The organism is Polaromonas sp. P4_F6 (genome assembly GCF_056401275.1).
Genome location: NZ_JBFUJQ010000001.1, coordinates 1,196,429 through 1,217,351, shown reverse-complemented (window position 1 = coordinate 1,217,351; position 20,923 = coordinate 1,196,429). Strand labels below are relative to the sequence as shown.

The 20,923-nt window shown below is 65.0% G+C and carries 23 protein-coding genes; 13 read left to right on the top strand and 10 right to left on the bottom strand.

The annotated features are described in order from the left end of the window. Positions 1-563: 563 nt before the first annotated feature. The gene (locus AC1DUN_RS05835; RefSeq protein WP_477713106.1) at positions 564-1,784 is read right to left on the bottom strand and encodes a polyhydroxyalkanoate depolymerase; all 1,221 of its coding nucleotides are present in this window, start codon (positions 1,782-1,784) and stop codon (positions 564-566) included. Between the two features lie 159 nt (positions 1,785-1,943). On the opposite strand from AC1DUN_RS05835, the gene AC1DUN_RS05830 reads away from it, so the two are divergent. Beyond that, complete coding sequence (locus AC1DUN_RS05830) at positions 1,944-2,600, top strand: glutathione S-transferase (protein WP_477713105.1); 657 nt, start codon at positions 1,944-1,946, stop codon at positions 2,598-2,600. 217 nt (positions 2,601-2,817) lie between these two features. Here the strand turns inward: AC1DUN_RS05830 and AC1DUN_RS05825 are convergent, their stop codons facing one another. Continuing rightward, on the bottom strand, positions 2,818-3,240 hold the full coding sequence (locus AC1DUN_RS05825; protein ID WP_477660835.1) for a cupin domain-containing protein: 423 nt from the start codon (positions 3,238-3,240) through the stop codon (positions 2,818-2,820). A 142-nt stretch (positions 3,241-3,382) separates the two neighbouring features. Here AC1DUN_RS05825 and aroC point away from each other — a divergent pair, with 142 nt between their 5' ends. Then, positions 3,383-4,483, top strand: coding sequence for a chorismate synthase (gene aroC, locus AC1DUN_RS05820; RefSeq protein WP_477713104.1), 1,101 nt, complete (start codon positions 3,383-3,385; stop codon positions 4,481-4,483). 5 nt (positions 4,484-4,488) lie between these two features. Here aroC and AC1DUN_RS05815 read toward each other — a convergent pair whose 3' ends face one another. The 3 genes from AC1DUN_RS05815 to AC1DUN_RS05805 form a co-directional block, all read right to left on the bottom strand. Next, positions 4,489-5,373, bottom strand: a complete 885-nt coding sequence (locus AC1DUN_RS05815) for a DMT family transporter (protein ID WP_477660829.1) — start codon at positions 5,371-5,373, stop codon at positions 4,489-4,491. A gap of 118 nt (positions 5,374-5,491) precedes the next feature. Then, positions 5,492-6,679, bottom strand: a complete 1,188-nt coding sequence (locus tag AC1DUN_RS05810; RefSeq protein ID WP_477713103.1) for an MFS transporter — start codon at positions 6,677-6,679, stop codon at positions 5,492-5,494. Positions 6,680-6,776: 97 nt separating this feature from the next. Then, positions 6,777-7,232 (bottom strand): CBS domain-containing protein, encoded by a 456-nt coding sequence (locus AC1DUN_RS05805; RefSeq protein ID WP_007865225.1) that lies wholly within the window; start codon positions 7,230-7,232, stop codon positions 6,777-6,779. Positions 7,233-7,386: 154 nt separating this feature from the next. Here AC1DUN_RS05805 and AC1DUN_RS05800 point away from each other — a divergent pair, with 154 nt between their 5' ends. Genes AC1DUN_RS05800 through AC1DUN_RS05785 form a run of 4 tightly spaced genes read left to right on the top strand, consistent with a single transcriptional unit; the run spans position 7,387 to position 12,984 of the window. Beyond that, a complete protein-coding gene (locus tag AC1DUN_RS05800) occupies positions 7,387-8,700 on the top strand; it encodes an O-acetylhomoserine aminocarboxypropyltransferase (protein WP_477713102.1) in 1,314 nt (437 codons plus the stop codon). A 2-nt stretch (positions 8,701-8,702) separates the two neighbouring features. Continuing rightward, a complete protein-coding gene (locus AC1DUN_RS05795; protein WP_477713101.1) occupies positions 8,703-9,518 on the top strand; it encodes an alpha/beta fold hydrolase in 816 nt (271 codons plus the stop codon). An 8-nt stretch (positions 9,519-9,526) separates the two neighbouring features. Further along, positions 9,527-11,677: an acetyl-CoA hydrolase/transferase C-terminal domain-containing protein gene (locus AC1DUN_RS05790; protein WP_477713100.1), complete on the top strand. Its 2,151-nt coding sequence runs from the start codon at positions 9,527-9,529 to the stop codon at positions 11,675-11,677. An 11-nt stretch (positions 11,678-11,688) separates the two neighbouring features. Next, positions 11,689-12,984, top strand: coding sequence for a cytochrome P450 (locus AC1DUN_RS05785; RefSeq protein ID WP_477713099.1), 1,296 nt, complete (start codon positions 11,689-11,691; stop codon positions 12,982-12,984). A gap of 1 nt (position 12,985) precedes the next feature. Here AC1DUN_RS05785 and AC1DUN_RS05780 read toward each other — a convergent pair whose 3' ends face one another. Continuing rightward, the gene (locus AC1DUN_RS05780; protein ID WP_477713098.1) at positions 12,986-13,393 is read right to left on the bottom strand and encodes a thioredoxin family protein; all 408 of its coding nucleotides are present in this window, start codon (positions 13,391-13,393) and stop codon (positions 12,986-12,988) included. Between the two features lie 101 nt (positions 13,394-13,494). Between AC1DUN_RS05780 and AC1DUN_RS05775 the strand changes: the two genes are divergently transcribed. Further along, a complete protein-coding gene (locus AC1DUN_RS05775; RefSeq protein ID WP_477713097.1) occupies positions 13,495-13,878 on the top strand; it encodes an Mpo1-like protein in 384 nt (127 codons plus the stop codon). 24 nt (positions 13,879-13,902) lie between these two features. Here the strand turns inward: AC1DUN_RS05775 and AC1DUN_RS05770 are convergent, their stop codons facing one another. The 4 genes from AC1DUN_RS05770 to AC1DUN_RS05755 form a co-directional block, all read right to left on the bottom strand. After that, positions 13,903-14,136: a hypothetical protein gene (locus tag AC1DUN_RS05770; RefSeq protein WP_477713096.1), complete on the bottom strand. Its 234-nt coding sequence runs from the start codon at positions 14,134-14,136 to the stop codon at positions 13,903-13,905. After that, on the bottom strand, positions 14,133-14,321 hold the full coding sequence (locus AC1DUN_RS05765) for a DUF3606 domain-containing protein (RefSeq protein WP_074575539.1): 189 nt from the start codon (positions 14,319-14,321) through the stop codon (positions 14,133-14,135). The genes AC1DUN_RS05770 and AC1DUN_RS05765 overlap by 4 nt, the downstream gene beginning before the upstream one ends. Positions 14,322-14,567: 246 nt before the next feature. After that, positions 14,568-14,804: a hypothetical protein gene (locus AC1DUN_RS05760; RefSeq protein ID WP_477713095.1), complete on the bottom strand. Its 237-nt coding sequence runs from the start codon at positions 14,802-14,804 to the stop codon at positions 14,568-14,570. 106 nt (positions 14,805-14,910) lie between these two features. Beyond that, on the bottom strand, positions 14,911-16,125 hold the full coding sequence (locus AC1DUN_RS05755; protein WP_477660817.1) for a YihY family inner membrane protein: 1,215 nt from the start codon (positions 16,123-16,125) through the stop codon (positions 14,911-14,913). Positions 16,126-16,158: 33 nt separating this feature from the next. On the opposite strand from AC1DUN_RS05755, the gene AC1DUN_RS05750 reads away from it, so the two are divergent. From AC1DUN_RS05750 to xth, 6 genes are all read left to right on the top strand, one after another. Further along, a complete protein-coding gene (locus AC1DUN_RS05750) occupies positions 16,159-16,533 on the top strand; it encodes a DUF2069 domain-containing protein (RefSeq protein ID WP_477713094.1) in 375 nt (124 codons plus the stop codon). Between the two features lie 16 nt (positions 16,534-16,549). Continuing rightward, positions 16,550-17,971: an FAD-binding oxidoreductase gene (locus AC1DUN_RS05745; RefSeq protein WP_477713093.1), complete on the top strand. Its 1,422-nt coding sequence runs from the start codon at positions 16,550-16,552 to the stop codon at positions 17,969-17,971. 70 nt (positions 17,972-18,041) lie between these two features. Beyond that, positions 18,042-18,872 (top strand): thymidylate synthase, encoded by an 831-nt coding sequence (locus tag AC1DUN_RS05740; RefSeq protein ID WP_477713092.1) that lies wholly within the window; start codon positions 18,042-18,044, stop codon positions 18,870-18,872. Positions 18,873-18,886: 14 nt separating this feature from the next. Then, positions 18,887-19,372 carry a dihydrofolate reductase gene (locus AC1DUN_RS05735; protein ID WP_477713091.1) on the top strand — a complete coding sequence of 162 codons (486 nt, stop codon included), beginning with the start codon at positions 18,887-18,889 and terminating at the stop codon, positions 19,370-19,372. Positions 19,373-19,410: 38 nt separating this feature from the next. After that, positions 19,411-20,004, top strand: coding sequence for a DUF4337 domain-containing protein (locus AC1DUN_RS05730; protein ID WP_477713090.1), 594 nt, complete (start codon positions 19,411-19,413; stop codon positions 20,002-20,004). Between the two features lie 40 nt (positions 20,005-20,044). Continuing rightward, positions 20,045-20,821, top strand: a complete 777-nt coding sequence (xth, locus tag AC1DUN_RS05725) for an exodeoxyribonuclease III (RefSeq protein ID WP_477713089.1) — start codon at positions 20,045-20,047, stop codon at positions 20,819-20,821. Positions 20,822-20,923: the final 102 nt, after the last annotated feature.

Here is a 20,923-nt window from a genome sequence, read left to right as displayed (position 1 = left end):
AAAGTACCCAAAAGAAAGGCGACCCGCAGTCTGGGTCCCCTGCGCTTCGCTACGGGGCAACCTGCGGTGCTCGAGCCAAGCGGGGTCCGGCTAAACTCGCCTTCGGCTCAGACAACGCCGGCCCTGATCCGCTTGTCTCTGCGCTCCTCGGCCCAGCCAGGACGGGGCAATCGGGATCGGGAGCCGAATACTAAAAGACAAAGAAGACCAATACACACAAGGACACGTCAAGGCGTGCCCTTGTGGATTTCGGTATTCGGCTGTTCGGTATTCCTGTCCCCACCCCCTTGTGTATGCGCCGAGGAGCGGAGGTCCAGACGGATCAGGGATCGCGTTGTCTGAGCGGAGTGAAACGGAGCGAGTTTAGCGAGACCCCGGCTGGACCGAGCACCGCAGGTTGCCCGCAGCGAAGCGGAGGGACGCATACACCAGGGTCGCCTTTCTTTTGCTTACTTTTCTTTGGCGAAGCAAAGAAAAGTGAGTTGCCGCCGGGCAACCCCGGCCAGCAAGCCTATGCAATGGGCAAGAACGCGCTCGCCGGAGCAAGACCCGGCCCAGCCCCCTTACCCCATGCTCGCATGAATCATCTCCCTGACCCTGGGATAAATCTGCTGGTTCCACTTGCGCCCGCTGAACACCCCATAGTGCCCCACGCCCGTCTGCACATGGTGCGTCTTCATATAAGGCCGTATGCCGGTGCAAAGGTCCTGCGCCGCCACCGTCTGCCCGACTGAGCAGATGTCGTCGCGTTCGCCTTCGACCGTCATCAGCGCGGTGCGCCGGATCGCGCCGGGTTTGACGAGGCGGCCGCGGTAGCTGAGCTTGCCCAGCGGCAGGTCGTAGGTCTGGAACACCTTCTCGACGGTCTCCAGGTAGAACTCGGCGGGCAGGTCGTTGACGGCCAGGTACTCGTCGTAGAACACGCGGATGATGTTGGCTTTTTCCACGTCGCCGTCCAGCAGGTGCTGGTACATGTCCTGGAAGGATTTTTTGTGCCGGTCCAGGTTCATGCTCAGGAAGGCGCTGAGCTGCACAAAGCCCGGGTAGACGCGCCGCATATAGCCCGCATGCGGCAGCGGCACATGGCTGATCAAATTTTTCTCGAACCACTCAATCGGCTTGCTGGTGGCCAGGGTGTTGACGCCGGTCGGGTTCACGCGGCAGTCCACCGGACCGGCCATCAGGGTCAGGCTGCGCGGCTGGGCCGGGTCGTCGTCTTCGGCCATGATGGCCGCGGCCGCCAGCGCCGCCACGCAGGGCTGGCACACCGCCACCACGTGGGTGCCGGGGCCTATGGCCTGGGTGAAGCGGATCATGTGGTCTATGTAGTCGTCCAGCGCGAAGGGCCCGTGGCGCAGGGCGACGTCGCGCGCATTGTGCCAGTCGGTGATGTAGACGTCGTGGTCCTGCAGCAGCGTGCGCACGGTCTCGCGCAGCAGCGTCGCGAAGTGGCCCGACAGCGGGGCCACCAGCAGCACCGGCGGCTGGTAAGGCAAATCGGCCGGCAGCTCTTTTTTAAAGCGCAGCAGGGTGCCGAAAGGCATGCTGAGCACGGCCTCCTCGGTCACGGCAAGTTCGCGCTCACCCACCTTGACCGAGCTGATGCCATAAGCCGGGCGTGAGTGCGTCAGGCGCAGCCGCGAGAACACCTCCATGGACGCCGACAGCTTGCGCAGCAGGCTGCCTTCGGTTTTGCCCAGCCAGAGGGCCGCGCTGCCGCCCTGCGCCAGCAGGCGAAGCGGGGACAGCAGGTCGGACTGGAGCTGGTAGGCCTGGTAAAGCATGGGTTTCCTGGCGGGGTTCGGGCTTGTGGCCCAGGTAACCGGCATGCAGGCAAGTTACGGGCCAGTCGCCCCCGCCGGCCCGCGCGCTGGCACAGGGCTTGCGGAGTGTTGCCGGCCCCGGGCAGTGGGGACCAACTTTGCGGTTCAAGGAGCAATCTCATGGCCAAGGCCGTCCTGACGATCAGCAGCAAAAACTACGGCGCCTGGGCGCTGCGCGGCTGGCTGCTGGCGAAGTTTGCCGGGCTGGAATTCACCGAAAAAGTGATCCCGCCCGACGACCCTGCCATGAAGGCCGAAATGCTGCTGCTCTCGTCCAGCATGCTGGTGCCCTCGCTGCAGCACAACGGCGTGAAGGTCTGGGACACGCTGGCGATTGCCGAATACCTCAACGAAATCAAGCCCAAGGCGCAGCTGCTGCCGGCGGACATCAAGCTGCGCGCGCACTGCCGGGCGGTCTGCGGCGAAATGCATTCGGGCTTTGCCTCGCTGCGCGCCGCGCTGCCCATGAACCTCAAGGCCCATTTCCCGAACTTCAAGGTCTGGTCCCGCGCACAGGCCGACATAGACCGCGTGCTGGAGATCTGGAAGGAATGCCTGGGCGCCTACGGCGGCCCCTACCTGTTCGGCAAGCAGCTGTCGGTGGCCGACGCCATGTACGCGCCGGTCGTTACACGGTTCCTGACTTACGACGTGGCGCTGGACAAGGCCTGCACAGCGTATTGCAAGCGCATCATGGAGTTGCCGGCGATGAAGGAGTGGGTGGCCGAGGCGAAAAAGGAGCCCGACGACATCGATGAACTCGATGCGGAGTTTTGAACACCCCCGTCCAGGCTCACTTCGTGTAGCCTGTTCCCCCCCTTGCAGGGGGCGGCGCCTGGGGCCGGCGAAGCCGGACCCTCGGCCCCCACTGGCGGTGTCCAAAGAACTCTTCAACCCAGCATGAGCCCGCGGAACCGGCTTTGCCGGGCCGCAGGGCGGGCGGCCCCCTCGGGGGGCAGCGACCCACACGAAGTGGGGGAGCGTGGGGGCTCTATTACTTCCATGGAGTGGGGGGCGGGATTTCGCAGACTGGGTCGACATCAATCGACTTGAAATCCGCCGGCCCGACGATTTCCAGGTACTCCATGTCGGGTGAGTAGTCGAACAGGAAGTGTTTGATGCCCGGCCGCTGGTGCACCACGTCGCCGGCCTCGACCAGGGTTTCCTTGTCTTCGTACATAAAGCGGGCCCAGCCCTTGACCATGATGACGATCTGGAAATCCGCCTCATGTCGGTGCCAGCCCGTGCCCGTTTCCGGTGCCATGTTTGCCTTGACAAGGTGCGCGATTACCTTGCCGTTGGTCGCGTCGGCAATGCCGAGGTCACGGTACAGAAAGAAATCGCGCAAACCGCCGGAGACAAACTGCGTGTCGCCGGGTTTGACGTGGGAAAACTTGGTCGCGCTGCGGTCCAGCATGGGGGCTCCTGTTCCACCAAGACATCCGACTCGGGATTGGTGCGGTGCAGCAAGCATGAAATGTTCCAGCCTGCGCCGCAGTTGCGCCGGCGCAAAGCCCGCCCAGGGCAAGGCCGCCCGCGCCCTCGGGGATAATCCCCCCATGAGCGGAAATACCCTAGGAACCCTATTCGCGGTCACCAATTTCGGTGAATCCCACGGCCCGGCCATTGGCTGCGTGATTGACGGCTGCCCGCCGGGCATGGAATTGAGCGAGGCCGACATCCAGGCCGACCTGGACCGCCGCCGTCCCGGCACCAGCCGCCATGTGACGCAGCGCAACGAACCCGATGCCGTCGAGATCCTCTCCGGCGTCTACCAGGGCAAGACCACCGGCACGCCGATCTGCCTGCTGATACGCAACACCGACCAGCGCAGCAAGGACTACAGCAACATCCTGGAAACCTTCCGTCCCGGCCATGCCGACTACAGCTACCTGCACAAATACGGCTTGCGCGACCCGCGCGGCGGCGGCCGCTCGTCGGCGCGGCTGACAGCGCCCACGGTGGCGGCCGGTGCCGTCGCCAAAAAATGGCTGGCCGAAAAATACGGCACGGTGTTTCGCGGCTGCATGACGCAGGTCGGCGATGAGGTTATCCCCTTTGAATCCTGGGAGCATGTGCCCAACAACCCTTTCTTTGCGCCGGTGGCCGACGTCTCGAAACTGGAAGACTATATGGACGCCTTGCGCAAGGCCGGCGATTCCTGCGGCGCGCGCATACGCGTGACGGCCTCGGGTGTGCCGGTGGGCTTGGGCGAGCCGCTGTATGACAAGCTGGACGCCGACATCGCCTTTGCCATGATGGGCATCAATGCGGTCAAGGGTGTGGAAATCGGCGCCGGTTTTGCCAGCGTCACGCAGCGCGGCACCACGCACGGCGACTCACTGACGCCAGAGGGATTTCTGTCCAACAACGCCGGCGGCGTACTGGGCGGCATCAGCACCGGCCAGGACCTGGAAGTGTCGATCGCGATCAAACCGACCAGCTCCATCATCACGCCACGCCAGTCAATCGACACGGCCGGCAACCCGGCCGAGGTGGTGACCAAGGGCCGCCACGACCCCTGCGTGGGCATACGCGCCACGCCGATTGCCGAAGCGCTGCTGGCGCTGGTGGTGATGGAGCATGCGCTGCGCCAGCGGGCCCAGAACGCCGATGTTGTTGTCACTACGCCCAACATCAGCCGGGCAAAACCGAGCTAGCCTTTTTAAGGTTCAGGCGGCGCAGAGCGGAACGGGTTAAATCCCGTGATCAGCGCGGTGGCCGACAGCACCAGGATGCAGCCGGGCAGCATGCTGGCGGTGACCGGCTCCCCGAGGAACAGCCCGCCCCAGGTCACGCCGAACAGCGGGATCATGAAGGCCGCCGAGGTGGTGGCGCTGGCCGGAATCTCGCGCATCAGCCGCATGCTGATCCAGTACATAAACCCCGAGGTCAGCGTACCCAGCACCGTGACCGCCGCCACCGCGCCGGGCGTCAGGACGGCCGCAGGCGCGGCAATGCCGCCCGGCACGATCAGGATCAGCGCCCCGGTGACATGTACCACCGCCGACGAAGGCAGCGGCGAATAGGCCATGGTCGCGCGTTTCATCTGGATGGCGCCAAAACCGTAGCTGGCCGAAGCCACCACACAAGCCAGTGCCGCCAGAATCACCGTGGGTGTCACCGCCACAGGCCCCAGCTGCACCAGCAGCGCCACGCCCGCAAAACCGACAGCGCAACCCAGGAGGCGCACCCGCGTGAGCTTCTCTTCCCCAGCCAGCGCAGCCGCCATCACGCCGAAAAGCGGCGCCGTGGCATTGAGCACCGCCGAGTAACCCGAAGGAATGATCAGCGCCGCCCAGTTGAACAGCACAAACGGAATCACCACCGACAACAGGCCCACCAGCGTCAGCTGCGGCCAGGCACTGCGCGGCGGCCAGCGGTCGCGCAGCGTGCTCATCAGCAGGCTGAGCACAATGGCCGCCAAAGTGCAGCGGGTGGCCGCCACCACCCAGGGGCCCAGGGCCGGGCTCGCAATACGAAGAAGGGGAAATGATGCGCCCCAGAGGGCGGACATCGCGATGAGCTGGAGGAAGTGTCGGGTTTGCATGAAACGCCGCACAGGCGGCAATGAAGGCGGCGGGGTGGAAGGTGTGGTTTGATTGTGCAAGATTCGGCTCGACATTGCAGATGGGGGCCGGGTCTCGCTCCGACGGGCGAGACCCGGCTTAACGCCCTCTCCCCAACATCCCAACCAAACCCCCAATCACCCCCATCACCAAAACCAGCCCCAAAATCACCCCCCGCCCCTCCATCACCCCGGCAAACACCCCCACCAGCATGCCGGCCAGCGGTTGCGACAGGTTGTTGAACATCACGATCACGCCGGTGGTCTTGCCCAGGTCCTTGGGCGGGATGAGCTTTTGCCGCAGGCTTCGGATGTAGACGTTGAACATCTTGTCAAAGCCGGTCACCAGCAAAAACCCGGCGGTGTAGACCCAGAAATTGCCGGCCAGCCCGGTGAGCAGCCCGCCGGCCAGCATCACGGTGTAAGACACCAGGCCCAGGGTGCGCAGCGGCAGCACAGTGCGGGCGATGAACAGCAGGATGATGACAGTGGCCACGGCGCCTGCCGTTTGCAGCACGGCGTAGTCGCCGGCCGAGCGCTGCAGCAGGCCGGTCACCATGGCGGCCGAGGTGGCCAGCGTGACCCCTATGACAAGGTTGACGCCCGCCGCCAGCGCAATCACCTGCTTCAAGCCCGGCAGGTGCAGCACCTGCGACAGGGCGATGCGTATGGGCGCGGTCCAGTGGCCGGGGGCCGGCTCGGGCGCGGCCAGGGTGACGGCGCTTTGGCGATGCCACCAGGTCACGGCGCCGTCGGCGACCAGGAAAAACACCGCGGTCGCACCGACGACCATGGGCCAGGGCATCCAGCGCAGCAGCAGCGAGGCCAGCAAAGGACCCAGCACCATGCCGAGCTGGTCGGCGAGCTGCGCATGGGCCAGCACTTTTTCAAAACGCTGCTGGCGGAAGATTTGCGGCAGCATGACTTCGCGGGCCATCAGGCCCTGGGTGGTCAGCACGCCGCAGACCGCTGACAGCGCGATCAGCCAGCCGACGCCGCCGGCCCACTGGAAGGCGATGACGCCGGCCATACACACCAGCGCGCGGTACAGCTGGCTGATGCGCAGCAACTTGAGCGGCGAGACGCGGTCGCACAGCGCGCCGCAGACCGGAAAGGCCAGAAAGCGCGGAAGGGTCTCAAGGGTGAAGGCGATGCCCGACCAGGCGACGCTGCCGGTGGTCTCGAACACCACCAGGGGCACGAGAAACAGCAGGATCTGGTCGGCCAGCCGGGAGAAAAACAGCGAGGCATAAAACAGCAGCCCGCCGGCATCACGCTTGTCGCTCACCCCTGCCCTCGCTTGCGCCCTGCGTGCTTTGCGCACCGGGCCGTTGTTGTTGTTTCAGGAATTGGCGGCCCGGCACGCGGCCGGGCGCCGGCTTTTTTTAATTGTGGTCGGCGGCGTCCTCGGCCGGCCAGTCACGGATATAGGCCTTGAGCATCTTGTTTTCAAAATTCTGGCTGTCGACCACGGCCTTGGCCACGTCGTAGAGGCTGATCACGCCCATCAGGACTTTCTGGTTCATCACGGGCATGTAGCGCGCGTGGCGCTCCAGCATCATGCGGCGGACTTCGTCGAGCTCGGTTTCGGAGGTGCAGGTGAGCGGGTGGTCATCCATGGCAGTGCGCACCAGCGTGCTGCCGATCTCGCCGCCGTTCTTGACGATGTAGACGATGACCTCGCGGAAGGTCAGCATGCCGACCAGGTCACCGTGCTCCATGACCACCAGCGAGCCTATGTCTTTGTCGGCCATGACCTGCGCCGCCTTGGCCAGGGGTTCGTCAGGCTGGACGGTGTAAAGCGTGTTGCCCTTAACGCGCAGTATGTCTAGAACCTTCATGGCGATCTCCTCGGTTGTGCTGCCAACATGCCCCTATTGTCCCACCGGCGCGCGGCCAGAGGGGGGAATTCAGTTTAAATATAGCCCACAATCAAACGGCCGGTTGCAACAAATTCCCTGCGCACCGCCACTTTTTTCTGACTGGAGACAAACCATGCCCGGTTATTCCGACCCCGGCTTCGACACCCTCGCGCTGCACGCGGGCGCCGCGCCCGACCCGAGCACCGGCGCGCGCGCCGTGCCGATTCACCTGACCACTTCCTTCGTCTTCGAATCCAGCGACCACGCTGCCAGCCTCTTTAACCTCGAACGCGCCGGTCACGTCTATTCGCGCATCAGCAACCCGACCAACGCGGTGCTGGAGCAGCGGGTGTCGGCGCTGGAAGGCGGCATAGGCGCGATCGCCACCGCCAGCGGCCAGGCCGCGCTGCACCTGTCCATCGCCACGCTGATGGGGGCCGGCTCGCACATCGTGGCCTCGACGGCGCTCTACGGCGGCAGCCAGAACCTGCTGCATTACACGATGCGCCGCTTCGGGATCGATACGACTTTCGTCAAGCCCGGCGACATCGACGGCTGGCGCGCGGCGGTGCGGCCCACCACCAAACTGTTTTTCGGCGAAACCGTGGGCAACCCGGGCCTGGACGTGCTGGACATCCCGGCGGTGTCGGCCCTGGCCCATGAGGCGGGCGTGCCGCTGCTGGTGGATTCCACCCTGACCTCACCCTGGCTGGTCAAGCCTTTCGACCACGGTGCCGACCTGGTCTACCACTCGGCCACCAAGTTCCTGAGCGGCCACGGCACCGTCATAGGCGGCATCGTGGTGGACGGCGGCAGCTTCGACTGGGAAAAGTCCGGAAAATTCGCCGAACTGACCGAGGCTTATGACGGCTTTCACAACATGGTGTTCAGCGAGGAAAGCACGGTGGGCGCCTTTTTGCTGCGCGCGCGGCGCGAAGGCCTGCGCGACTTCGGCGCCTGCATGAGCCCGCACACGGCCTGGCTGATCCTGCAGGGCATAGAAACCCTGCCGCTGCGCATGGCGCGGCACATGGGCAATACCGAGAAAGTGGTCGAGTTCCTGGCCAGCCACCCGCTGGTCTCGCGCGTGGGCCATCCCCTGCTCGAATCCCATCCCAGCCACGCGCTGGCCAAAAAACTGCTGCCGCGCGGCGCGGGCTCGGTGTTCAGCTTCGACATCAAGGGCAACCGCGCGCAGGGCAAGGCCTTTATCGAGGCGCTCAAGGTCTTCAGCCACCTGGCCAATGTCGGCGACTGCCGCAGCCTGGTCATCCACCCGGCCAGCACCACCCACTTCCGCATGACCGACGAGGCGCTGGCGGCCGGCGGCATCACGCAGGGCACGATACGCCTGTCCATAGGCCTGGAAGACCCGGACGACCTGATCGACGACCTCAAGCGCGCCCTCAAGGCCGCCGAAAAAGCGGCAGCGAAAGCGGAGGCCTGAACATGTACCTCGACGTCAAGGGCCATAAAACCTATTGCTACACCGGCGGCAAGCCTTTTGATGCCGCCAAGCCCACCGTGGTGTTTATCCACGGCGTGCTCAATGACCACAGTATCTGGATTCTGCAAACGCGCTATTTCGCGCACCATGGGTTCAACGTGCTGGCACCGGACCTGCCCGGCCACTGCAAAAGCGAAGGCGAACCGCCCCGGTCGGTGGAGGAAGCGGCTGCCTTCGTCATCGCCCTGCTCGACGCGGCCGGCGTGAAAACCGCCACGCTGGCAGGCCACAGCTTTGGCTCCCTCACGGCCCTGCATGCGGCATCCATCGCGCCGCAACGGGTGGCGCGCCTGGCCTTGCTGGGCACTGCCGCCCCGATGAAGGTTTCGCCCGCGTTGCTGGACAGCGCGCTGAACCAGCCGATGAAGGCCATCGATATGGTGAACACCTTCTCGCATTCCATGCTGGCGCCGCCGCCCTCGGCGCTGGGCCCGGGCACCTGGCTGTACGGAGGCTCCAAAGCCCTGATGCGGCGGGTGCTGGCCAGCAACACCCAGGTCAACCTGTTTCACCGCGGCTTCAAAGCCTGCGACGACTACACGGCCGGTGAAGCCGCCATGGACAAGGTGCAGTGCCCGGTGCTGTTCATCCTCGGCAAAGGCGATTCCATGACCTTGCCCAAAATGGCGGCACCGCTGCAGGCCAAGGCGAAAAATGGCAAAACCGTGCTGCTGCAAGCCGGCCACCAGATGATGACCGAGGCACCCGAAGAGGTGCTGTTCGCGATCCGCGATTTCCTCCAGGCCCCATCGGCCTGACACATCGGATGGCAAGCTCTCTCCTCGTCCCCACACTCGCGCAGGCGGTGGAGCATGTGCTCGCCGCGGTGGAAGGCGACATCGTGCTCGGGCTGCCGCTGGGCATAGGCAAGCCCAACCCCTTTGTGAACCTGCTCTACCGCCGCATCAAGGCCATGGGCGGCGAGCCGAATCCCCGGCGCCTGAAGATCATCACCGCGCTGTCGCTGGAAAAACCCGAAGGCAAAAGCGAGCTGGAGCAGAACTTTCTCGCGCCGCTGGTCGAGCGCGTGTTCAGGGACTATCCCGATCTCGACTATGTGAAAGACCTGCGCGCGGGCACGCTGCCGCCGCACATCGAAGTCTGCGAGTTCTTCTTCAAGACCGGCGACTACCTTGGCAACGGCCGCGCGCAGCAGGCCTATATCGCCACCAACTACACCTTTGTCGCCCGCGACATGGGGGTGCTGGGCGTGAACGTGATCGCGCAGGCTGTCGCCGCACATGAAAACAACGGCGAAAGCAACGGTGAACCCGCGCTGTCCCTGGGCAGCAACCCCGACGTGACTTTTGAGCTCGCCGAGCGCCAGGCCGCGCAGGGCAAGCCGCTGCTCAAGGTGGGTGTGGTCAATCGCCAGATGCCTTTTATGCCCAATCATGCGGTGGTGCCGCCCGGTTTTTTTGACGTGCTGGTGACGGACGCTGAGGCCACGCACACCCTGTTTGCGCCACCCAACAACAAGGTTGGCACGGCCGACTACGCCATCGGCCTGCATGCCGCCAGCCTGGTGGCCGACGGCGGCACGCTGCAGATCGGCATAGGCGCGCTGGGCGACGCCATCGCCCAGGCGCTGATCGTGCGGGACAGCGACAACGACGGCTACCGCCGCATCATGGCGGCCCTGTGCCCGGACGGCCTGCAGGGCCGCGAGCTGGGCGGTTTTGAGCAAGGCCTGTATGCCTGCTCGGAGATGTTCGTCAACGGGCTGCTCAAGCTGATTGAAGCGGGCATTGTGCGGCGCGAGGTGTTTGACGATGTGGCCTTGCAGAACCTGGTCAACCAAGGCCGGGCGCCGGGCCTGGCGGTCAGCACCGACCTGCTCATCGCCTTGGTCGATGCCGGGCGAATCGGCTCTGCGCTGAGCGCCGGCGACCTGGCATTCCTGCAGCGCTTTGGCGTGCTCAACGGCCAGGTCCGCCTTGCGCCAGACGGCGCGCTAGACGTGGCCGGCACGCGCATACCCAACCGGATCGGCGACCCCGCCGCGCGCATGGCCTTGCAAAACGCCGGCGGGCTGGGTACGCGCCTGGCGGGCGGCGTGGTCCTGCATGGCGGCTTCTTCCTCGGCCCCACCGATTTTTACGAGCACTTGCGCGCCATGCCGCCCGAGGCGCTGGCCAAAATCGACATGACGCGCATCGCTTTCATCAATCAGCTCCAGGGCCAAAGCCGCCTCAAACAGGCACAGCGTACACAGGGCCGCTTCATGAACACCACCATGATGGTCACGCTGCTGGGCGCGGCGGTGTCCGATGGGCTGGAGTCGGGCCAGGTCGTCTCGGGCGTGGGCGGGCAATACAACTTTGTGGCCATGGCGCACGCGCTGCCCGACGCGCGCTCCATCCTGATGCTGCGCGCCAGCTACGAGCACAAGGACGGCGTGCGCAGCACCCTGGTGTGGAACTATGCGTATGAGACCATTCCGCGCCACCTGCGCGATGTGGTCATCACCGAATACGGCGTGGCCGACCTGCGCGCCCAGCCCGACGGCGAAGTCGTCAAACGGCTGATCGCGATTGCCGACTCGCGCTTTCAGGAGGATCTTGTCGCGCAGGCCAAGGCCGCCGGCAAGCTGGACGCCGATTACGAAGTGCCAGCGCAGCATCGCCAGAACCTGCCCGAGGTGCTGCGCGAGCGGCTGCAGCCCTGGAGCGGTTCGGCGCTGTTGCCCGACTTCCCCTTCGGCACTGACCTGACGGCCGACGAGTTGCGCATCATCGGCGCGCTCAGGCAAATGCAGCACGCCAGCCAGCACCCGGCCGAGCTGCTGGCCATGCTGGCCAAAAGCCTGTGGGCGGACCGCGAAGCGCCGCCCGCCTACCTGCAGCGGCTGGGCCTGGACGAGGCCACTAGCCTGCGCAAGATGCTGATGCGCAAACTGTTTGCCGGGAACCTTTAACGGGTTTCACCATGACTGACGCATCGCCCTTTGCCATCACCCCGGCCATGCCAGCCGCCCGCGCGATGGAGATCGCGGCCGGCTTGGACCTGCGCGCCCTGCCCGCGGACTTTTACGCCAACCCTTATCCGGTGTACGCAGCGCTGAGAGAACACGAGCCGATACGCCGCATGCCCGACGGCTCCTTCTTCCTGACCCGCCACGCCGACCTGGTGGCCGTCTACCGCGATGCGCAGATTTTCAGCTCCGACAAAAAAGTAGAGTTCGAGCCCAAGTACGGCGCAGCCTCGGCGCTGTTTGAGCACCACACCACCAGCCTGGTGTTCAACGACCCGCCGTTGCACACCCGCGTGCGCAAGCTCATCATGGGCGCGCTGACGCGGCGCGCGATTGCCGACATGGAACCCGGCCTGGTGACGCTGGTCGATGGCCTGCTCGACGGCATCGCGGCCAAGGGCGGCGGCGACCTGGTGGAAGACTTCGCCTCAGCCATTCCGGTCGAGATCATCGGCAACCTGCTGGGCGTGCCGCATGCCGACCGCGCGCCGCTGCGCGGCTGGTCGCTCGCGATACTGGGCGCGCTGGAGCCCAGGCTCACACCGGAGCAGGAGGCCCTGGGCAACCGCAGCGTGCGCGAGTTCACGGCCTACCTGCGGGACCTGGTGGCCGACAGGCGCCGCCGCCCGGGCGACCCCGAGCACGACGTGCTGACGCGGCTGATAGGCGGCGAGACAGCCATGGACAAGCTCAGCGAAACCGAGCTGCTGCAGAACTGCGTGTTCATCCTCAACGCCGGCCATGAAACCACCACCAACCTGATAGGCAATGCGCTGGTGGCGCTGCAGGAGCGGCCGGCGGCGCTGGCCGGCCTGCGGCCCCGCATGCAAGCACTGGCGCATGACGCGCAGGGGCTTGAGGCGCTGCTGGCGCCGGCTGTCGATGAGTTCCTGCGTTTTGAGTCGTCCAACCAGTTCAGCAACCGGCGCGCGCTGGCCGATGCGACCATTGGCGGCGTTGAGCTACCTGCCGGCAGCCTGCTGACGCTGTGCATAGGCGCGGCGAACCGCGACCCGGCGCAGTTTGAACGGCCCGATGAGCTGGACCTGGCGCGCCGGGACAACCGCCACCTGGCCTTCGGCTTCGGCATTCACCAGTGCGCCGGGCTCAGCCTGGCGCGGCTCGAGGGCCGCATCGCGATTGGCCGTTTTCTCCAGCGTTTTCCGGATTACCGGTTAAGCGCCAGCCCCACGCGCGGCGGCCGTGCGCGCTTCAGGGGCTTCCTCAAGGCGCCGTTTTCTATCGCCTAACTCAACAGGCCTTGATCCAGTGCCGGGGCGCCGCCGCCAGGCCCCGCAGCAAGGCCTGGGTGGAGGGCGAATGGGGCGTGGCGGGCTGGCCCGGCTGCGCGAGCGAATCGAGCAGGCGCGCGAGGGTTTGCGCCTGCGGCATCAGCGGACCCAGAAAACGCGTGCCGCCCGCATCGGCGACCAGCAGCGTGGGAAAGGTTTCCACGTCGATGTCGCCGACCAGTTCGGCCTCGTCCTCGATGTCCAGCCAGGCAAAGCGGCTGCCCGGATAACGCGCCGCCATCTGCGCAAAAACTTCAGCGTAGTCGCGGCACAAGCCGCACCAGTCGGCGCACAGGCAAACCACCCAGTTCACGGGAAGCTCCGGCGAGCTGGAGGGTGCCGCTGGCGGCGTTGTAGGGAGGGTCATGCGGGGGAGAAAGCAAGGATTGACTATTATGGCCAGGCCCGCAAAATGGTGAGCGGCACGGGGCTATCACGACGGTGGCCCAGTGCAGGAGACACACCACCATGAATGCCACGCCCAGCGACGCCGTGCAAGGCGGTCAGTCCACGACATCCCTCAGCCCGCCCGTCGACCCGCGCAGCTTCGACTCCTTCGCGAGCTTTTACCCGTTCTACCTGGGCGAGCACCGCAACCCGATTTGCCGGCGCCTGCATTTTGCGGGCTCCAGCCTCACGCTGCTATGCCTGGCGGCCCTGGTCGCCACGCGCAACCCGTGGTGGCTATTGGCCGGGCTGTTGTGCGGGTACGGCTTCGCTTGGATAGGCCACTTCGGCTTTGAAAAGAACAAACCCGCATCCTTCAAGCGGCCGCTTTACAGTTTTATGGGCGACTGGGTGATGTACCGCGATATGTGGGTGCAAGCCTTCAAGCGCCTCAAGGGCACTTGAAGGCAAACCGGGCGAAGGCGGCGGCTAATGCGGGCCCTGGGGCTGGAAGATGCTGGCCTTGAGCGCCTTCAGGCAGGCCGCGCCGGCGTGCAGCGCGGCTTCATGGGTGGGATAGGGATGGTCCGAGCCTTCGATACGGACATCGGCGCCGCGCTCGTCGGTGGACAGCTGGGTGACCACCCAGTAAAACAGGCCGGCCGAGGGTTCCTTGACACGGACCGCGAGCGGCCCGGGCTGCAGGGGAAGCATGGCGCTCATAAAGTCCTCCCCAGCTCATTGCTCACGTCCTTGGCGGCAGGGCCGACTTCGGCCACGGCCACGCGCAATTCCAGTTCACTGCAGGCCAGCGCGGCGACCCAGTAGTTCAAAGAGGCTTCCTGGTTGATGTCGATAGGCTCGTTTTTCAGGGACGCATCGGCGATCGGATAAGCAGGTGGTGTCACGGTTTTCTCCGGCTGGGGTTGAGGGATGCGGAGAATCTTGGCCCGTGCCACGCATGCGCCTTGTAAGAATCCGACCCGCCCGCTTGAAGTCACGGCCGAACAAAAGCAACGAAACGTGGCGGAGGTGACCAAGGCTTAACAACCTTGACAAAAGCTTGACGCCTTTAAAACCTGAGCTTATGAGCTTCTACCCGAACCAGGGCGCGCAGGCCCGAGCCTGTTTCTGCGGCGGCCTGCGTGCAAGGCTCAGGCCCCAGGCTCGCCTTCCACGCGTATGCCGAGTTGCTTGATCTTGACGCGCTGCTCCACGGCGTGGCTCCACTGCTCGAAGTCTTCGTTGGTGGGCGCGGGGCCGCTGCCGGTCTGGTAGGCCCACATCTTGGCGGTCAGCTCTTCATAAATCTGCTTGGCATCGCGCTGCGCCTGCCTTTCCTGGGCAATGGCGCCGTCAAGCTTTTCCCGGGCATTGGTTTTTTCTGGCATCTTTCTGTGCATTGAAAAACAGGGGGTTTTGATTTTGTTACGGCGCCTTGTCGCGAACAAGAATTCCCCTGGTGGTTTATCGGTTTTTTCGGGGTGAAGCGGCGCTTTACAGCGCGTCGCGCAGCCGCAACTCGGGCCAGCGGGCTTTTCGCCACAGGCCCTGCACCGCCTCGGCCTTGTCGAGCAGCAGCTCCTGCATCAGCGGCTCCAGGGGCGTGGCATCGGCGTCGGCCAGCAGCAGGAAGCGGGCCTCGTCCTCGCCTTCCGATTCGTTGAGCTGGCCCACCCAGTCCAGCGCCACCAGGGTTTCCAGCACCGGCTCGAGTTGCAGCCCATCCACCTGGAGCCGCTCGGCCAGCTGCGAGGCGCTCAGGCCTTTTCGCGGCGTCGACAGCGCCTGGTGCAGTTGCTGCAGCACTTCGATGGCGAGCTGGAAGTACCAGCCGTGCGCGCTGCCGCGGCGCGCCACGCCGGCCAGCAGGCTGGGCAGGTAGGCGGCGATCACCGCGCCCATCAGCACGATGACCCAGGAGACATAAATCCACACCAGCAGGATAGGCAGGGTCGCGAAGGCGCCATAGACCAGCGAATAGGTGGGCACCGCGCCCAGGTAAAGGCTGAGCGCGCGCTTGGCCACCTCGATGCCGGCGGCGACGAACAGCCCCCCCGCCCAGGCGTGCGACCATTTCACAAAGGTGTTGGGCACATAGCGGTACATCGCCGCCATGCCGCCTGCCACCAGGAAAAACTGCAGCACGCTGAGCAGGAAACGCAGGCTGACCGGCAAGGCGCCCACCAGGCCGCCCGAGGCCGACAGCACATAGGAGGTAACCGCCAGGCTGGCCGCCAGCAAGAGCGGCCCCAAGGTGATGGCGGCCCAATAGATCAGCACGCGCTGGGCCAGCGAGCGCGCCTTCTTGACGCGCCAGATGCCGTTCAGGGTGCGGTCAATGGTGAGGATGAGCGCGATGGCCGTGACCAGCAGCACGGCCAGGCCGGCAATGCCCAGCTTGTTGGCCTGGCGGCTGAACTGCGTGAGGTAGCCCAGCACCTGGCGCGCGATGTTGTCGGGGATCAGGCTCTGCACCAGCCAGGCCTGCAGCGCGCCCTGCAGCTTCGAAAACATCGGGAAGGCCGTGAAAATCGCCAGCGCCACGGTGAAAAAAGGCACGAGCGCGATCGAGGTGGTAAAGGTCAGGCTGCTGGCCGTCAGGCCCATGTGGTCTTCGCGGAAACGGTCGCGCAGGGTCAGTGCCGTGCCGCGCCACGGGAAGTGCGACAGGTCCGCCAGGAGGTCCTGCAGGTATTGCTGGAATTTCATCCCCGGTATCATGCCATTGAGATTTGGACGAAGATGAACAAAACAGAGCAAATAGACCTTACCCGCCGCCTGGCGCTGGCCAGCCTGCTGGGCCTCATTGTGCTGGGCCTGGCCTGGGAGATGTGGCTGGCGCCCCTGCGGCCGGGCGGCTCGCTGCTGGCGCTCAAGGTGCTGCCACTGTGCATACCGCTGGCCGGCATCCTGAAAAACCGCATGTACACCTACCGCTGGCTCAGCCTGCTGGTGTGGCTGTATTTCACCGAGGGCGTGGTGCGGGCCTGGAGCGACCGCACGCCGGGCAACTACCTGGGCCTCATTGAAGTCCTGCTGTGCCTGACGCTGTTTGCCGCCTGCGCGCTGCATGTGCGCGTGCGCCTGAAAAATACCCCGGTCCCCTCAACCCCCTAACCTGAAACCGAACACCGTGAGCACGCACACCCCCCTGATTGAATCCCTGCGCCAGATCGTAGGCGCCACCAACGTCCTGACCGACGGCGACCTGACGCCCTGGGTGCAGGACTGGCGCAAACGCGAAACCGGCAAAGCGCTGGCCGTGGTGCGTCCCGGCTCCACCCAGGAAGTCGCGGCCGTGGTGAAAGCCTGCGTCGCGGCACGCGTGAGCATGGTGCCGCAAGGCGGCAATACCGGCATGGTGGTGGGATCGACACCGGACGCCAGCGGCACACAGGTCGTGCTGAGCCTCACGCGCATGAACAAGGTGCGCACGCTGGACGCCGGCAACCTGACCATCACGGTCGATGCCGGCTGCGTGCTGCAAAACCTGCAGGAAACCTGCGAAAAAGCCGGCTTCCTGTTTCCCCTGAGCCTGGCCTCGGAGGGCAGCTGCACCATAGGCGGCAACCTCGGAACCAACGCCGGCGGCACCCAGGTCGTGCGCTACGGCAACACGCGTGACCTCTGCCTGGGGCTGGAAGTCGTGAATGCCCAGGGTGAGGTCTGGGACGGCCTCACGGGCCTGCGCAAGGACAACACCGGCTACGACCTGCGTCACCTGTTCATAGGCAGCGAAGGCACGCTGGGCGTGATCACCGGCGCGACCATGAAGCTGTACCCCATGCCCAAGTCGCAGCTCACCGCCTTTGCCGCCGTGCCTTCGCTGGAGGCCGCCGTGCAGTTGCTGGGCCTGGCACACGAACACCTGGGCTCGGGCCTGACCGGTTTTGAGGTCATGGGCCAGTTCGCGCTGAGCCTGGTGGCCAAACATTTCCCGCAGCAGCGCGTGCCCTTCTGGCAGGAGCATGCCTGGTGCGTGGTGCTGGAGAACTCGGACAACGAATCGGAAGCCCATGCGCGCGAATGCTTCGAACGCCTGCTCGAGGCCGCCATGGAGGCCGGCTGCGTCGCCGACGCCGTGGTCGCCGAAAGCATGGCGCAGGCCCATGCGCTGTGGCACATCCGTGAAAGCATCCCGATGGCGCAAGCCGAAGAGGGCCTGAACATCAAGCACGACATCTCCATCAACGTGTCGCGCATCCCGGAGTTTGTGGGCGAAACCAATGCGCTGCTGCTGGAGCGTTTTCCGGGTGCGCGCATGGTCGTCTACGGCCACCTGGGCGACGGCAACCTGCACTACAACGTGCAGGCGCCGGAGAATGAAGACCAGGCGCGCTTCCTCAACGAAAAAGAGATCCCCATGAATGCCCTGGTCTACGAAGCCGTGGACCGCTACCGGGGCTCGATCTCGGCCGAACACGGTGTCGGCAGCCTCAAGGTGGACACCCTGCCCAAGCACAAATCAGCCGTGGCGCTGGACATGATGCGCGCCATCAAACAGGGCCTGGATCCGCTGAACCTGATGAACCCGGGCCGGGTGCTAAAGGCATAATTAAAGGCCTTGCCCGGCGGCCTTCCCGCCGGCCGCGGCATATCCCCCGACTCAAGCCCACTGGTTTCCAATGACCCGCCCTATCCGCTCCCAATATGAAGATTTCATGCGCCATGTGGACACGCACGGCGTCTTCAAGGCCGACCGCACCGGCACCGGCACCAAAAGCGTGTTCGGCCACCAGATGCGCTTTGACCTGAACGAGGGCTTTCCGCTGGTGACCACCAAGAAGGTGCACCTCAAATCCATCGTCCATGAGCTGCTGTGGTTTTTGCAGGGCTCCAGCGACAACAACTGGCTCAAGGAACGCGGCGTCACCATCTGGGACGAATGGGCGCGGCCTGACGGCGACCTGGGCCCGGTCTACGGCGTGCAGTGGCGCAGCTGGCCCACACCCGACGGCGGCCACATCGACCAGATCAGCGACGTCATCAAGACGCTCAAGACCAACCCCGATTCGCGCCGCATCATCGTGAGCGCCTGGAACGTGGCCGACCTGTCCAAGATGGCGCTGATGCCCTGCCACGCGTTTTTTCAGTTTTACGTGGCGCCCTCCGAGGTGCAGGGCCAGCCCGGCAAGCTGAGCTGCCAGCTCTACCAGCGCAGCGCCGACATCTTCCTGGGCGTGCCCTTCAACATCGCCAGCTACGCCCTGCTGACCCACATGGTGGCGCAGCAGTGCGGCCTGGGCGTGGGCGACTTCATCTGGACCGGCGGCGACTGCCACATCTACAGCAACCACCACGAGCAGGTCGCGCTGCAACTGAGCCGCCAGCCCTTCCCCTACCCGACGCTGCAGATCAAGCGCAAGCCCGAATCGATCTTCGACTACCAGTTTGAAGACTTCGAGTTCCTGGACTATCAGCACCACGAGGCGATCAAAGCGCCGGTGGCTGTTTAGCTCGGGATCCAGACATGACACGCATCCACATGATCTTCGCCCGCGCCGCCAACGGCGTGATAGGCCGCGACAACACCATCCCCTGGCGCCTGCCGGAAGACATGGCGCGCCTTAAGCGCCTGACCACCGGCTGGCCGGTCATCATGGGCCGCAAGACCTGGGATTCGCTGCCGCCCAAATTCCGCCCCCTGCCGGGCCGGGCCAACATCGTCATCACGCGCCAGGCCGGCTGGAAGGACGCCGGCGCCGAGACCGCGGCAAGCCTGCCCGATGCGCTGGCGCTGTGCGCGGCTTCCGAAGAGGTGTGGATCCTGGGCGGCGCGCAAATTTACGCGCAGGCGATGCCGCTGGCACACCGCATCGAAGTCACGGAGATTGCGGACAATATCGAGGGCGACGCCTTCGCGCCGACGCTGGGCCCCGAATGGCGGCAGACGGCGCGCGAAGACCATGTGTCGGCCACGGGGATGAAGTTCAGCTTCATCACCTACGAAAAATAAACCATCCACAACCCACAACAACACGAGAGGGAATTGATATGTCAGGAGGCGGATTTCACGTACACGGGCCCCACGACCATGAGCTCGAGCACGCGGCCCAGGGCGGCCACGGCGGCCATGAAAGCGGCGGCGGCATGATCGCGCAGATCGCGGTGATTACCGCCATCATCGCGACCATAGGCGCCATCTTTGCCTATATGGGCGGCGCCACGCAGGCCAATGCGGGCCTCTACAAAAACAACGCGGCCATCAAGAAGACCGAGGCCTCCAACCAGTGGAATTACTTCCAGGCCAAGAGCACCAAGCAGTCGCTGGCCGAGCTGGCCCGCGACCTGGCGCCCGAAGACAAAAAAGCCGGCTACCAGGGCAAGGTGGACCGCTACGAAAAGGAAAAGAACGAGATCAAGGTGATCGCCGAGAAGCTCGAAGCCGAATCCGCCGTCTGGGACAAATCCTCGGACGAGCAGATTCACCAGCACCACCGCTGGGCCCAGGCCACCACGGTGCTGCAGGTGGCGATTGCCCTGGCGGCCATCGCGCTGCTGACGCGCAAGAAATGGCTGGAATACGGCATGTTCGCCGTGGCCGGCGTGGGCCTGGTGGTGGGTGCGCTGGCCGTGCTGCACATCTGATCACCGCTAACACCCTTTTCCGGGGCTGGAGCATGAAACCATGAAGATCTCAACCTGGAACGTCAACTCACTCACCGCTCGCCTGCAGCACGTGCTGGACTGGCTGGCCGCCAATCCCGTCGACGTGCTGTGCCTGCAGGAACTCAAGATGACGGACGACAAGTTCCCGCTGGAGGCGCTCAAGGCCGCGGGCTATGAAGCCGCCGCCTTCGGCCAGAAGACCTATAACGGCGTGGCCATCCTGTCGCGCACGCCGGTGCGCGAGGTGGTGAAAAACATCGTCGGTTTTGAAGACGAACATTCGCGTGTCATCGCCGCCACGGTGGACGGCCCCGCGGGGCCCATCCGCGTGCTGAACGGCTACTTCGTCAACGGCCAGGAGCCCGGCAGCGAAAAGTTCGCCTACAAGATGCGCTGGCTGGATGGCCTGCAAGCCTATGTGCGCGCCGAGATGGCGGCCCACCCGCAATTGGTGCTGCTGGGCGACTTCAACATCGCGCCGCAAGACCAGGACTCCTACGACCCGGAAGGACTCAGGGACACCATCCACCACACCAAGGAAGAGCGCGAGCACTTCCGCCAGTTGCTGGCACTGGGCCTGACCGACAGTTTTCGCATGTTCGAGCAGGCGCCCAAAAGCTATTCATGGTGGGACTACCGCATGCTGGGCTACCAGAAGAACCGGGGCCTGCGCATAGACCACATCCTGGTCAGCGAAGCGCTCAAGCCTCAAGTGAAAGGCTGCAGCATAGACCGCGTGCCGCGCAAATGGGAAAAACCGAGCGACCATGCGCCGGTGACCGTGGAGCTGAAGTAACCCCCCTTTCAGGCTCACTTCGTGTAGCCTGCTCCCCCCCAGGGGGCGGCGCCTGGGGCCGGCAAAGCCGGACCCGCGGCCCCCACTGGTGAAGACCCCAGC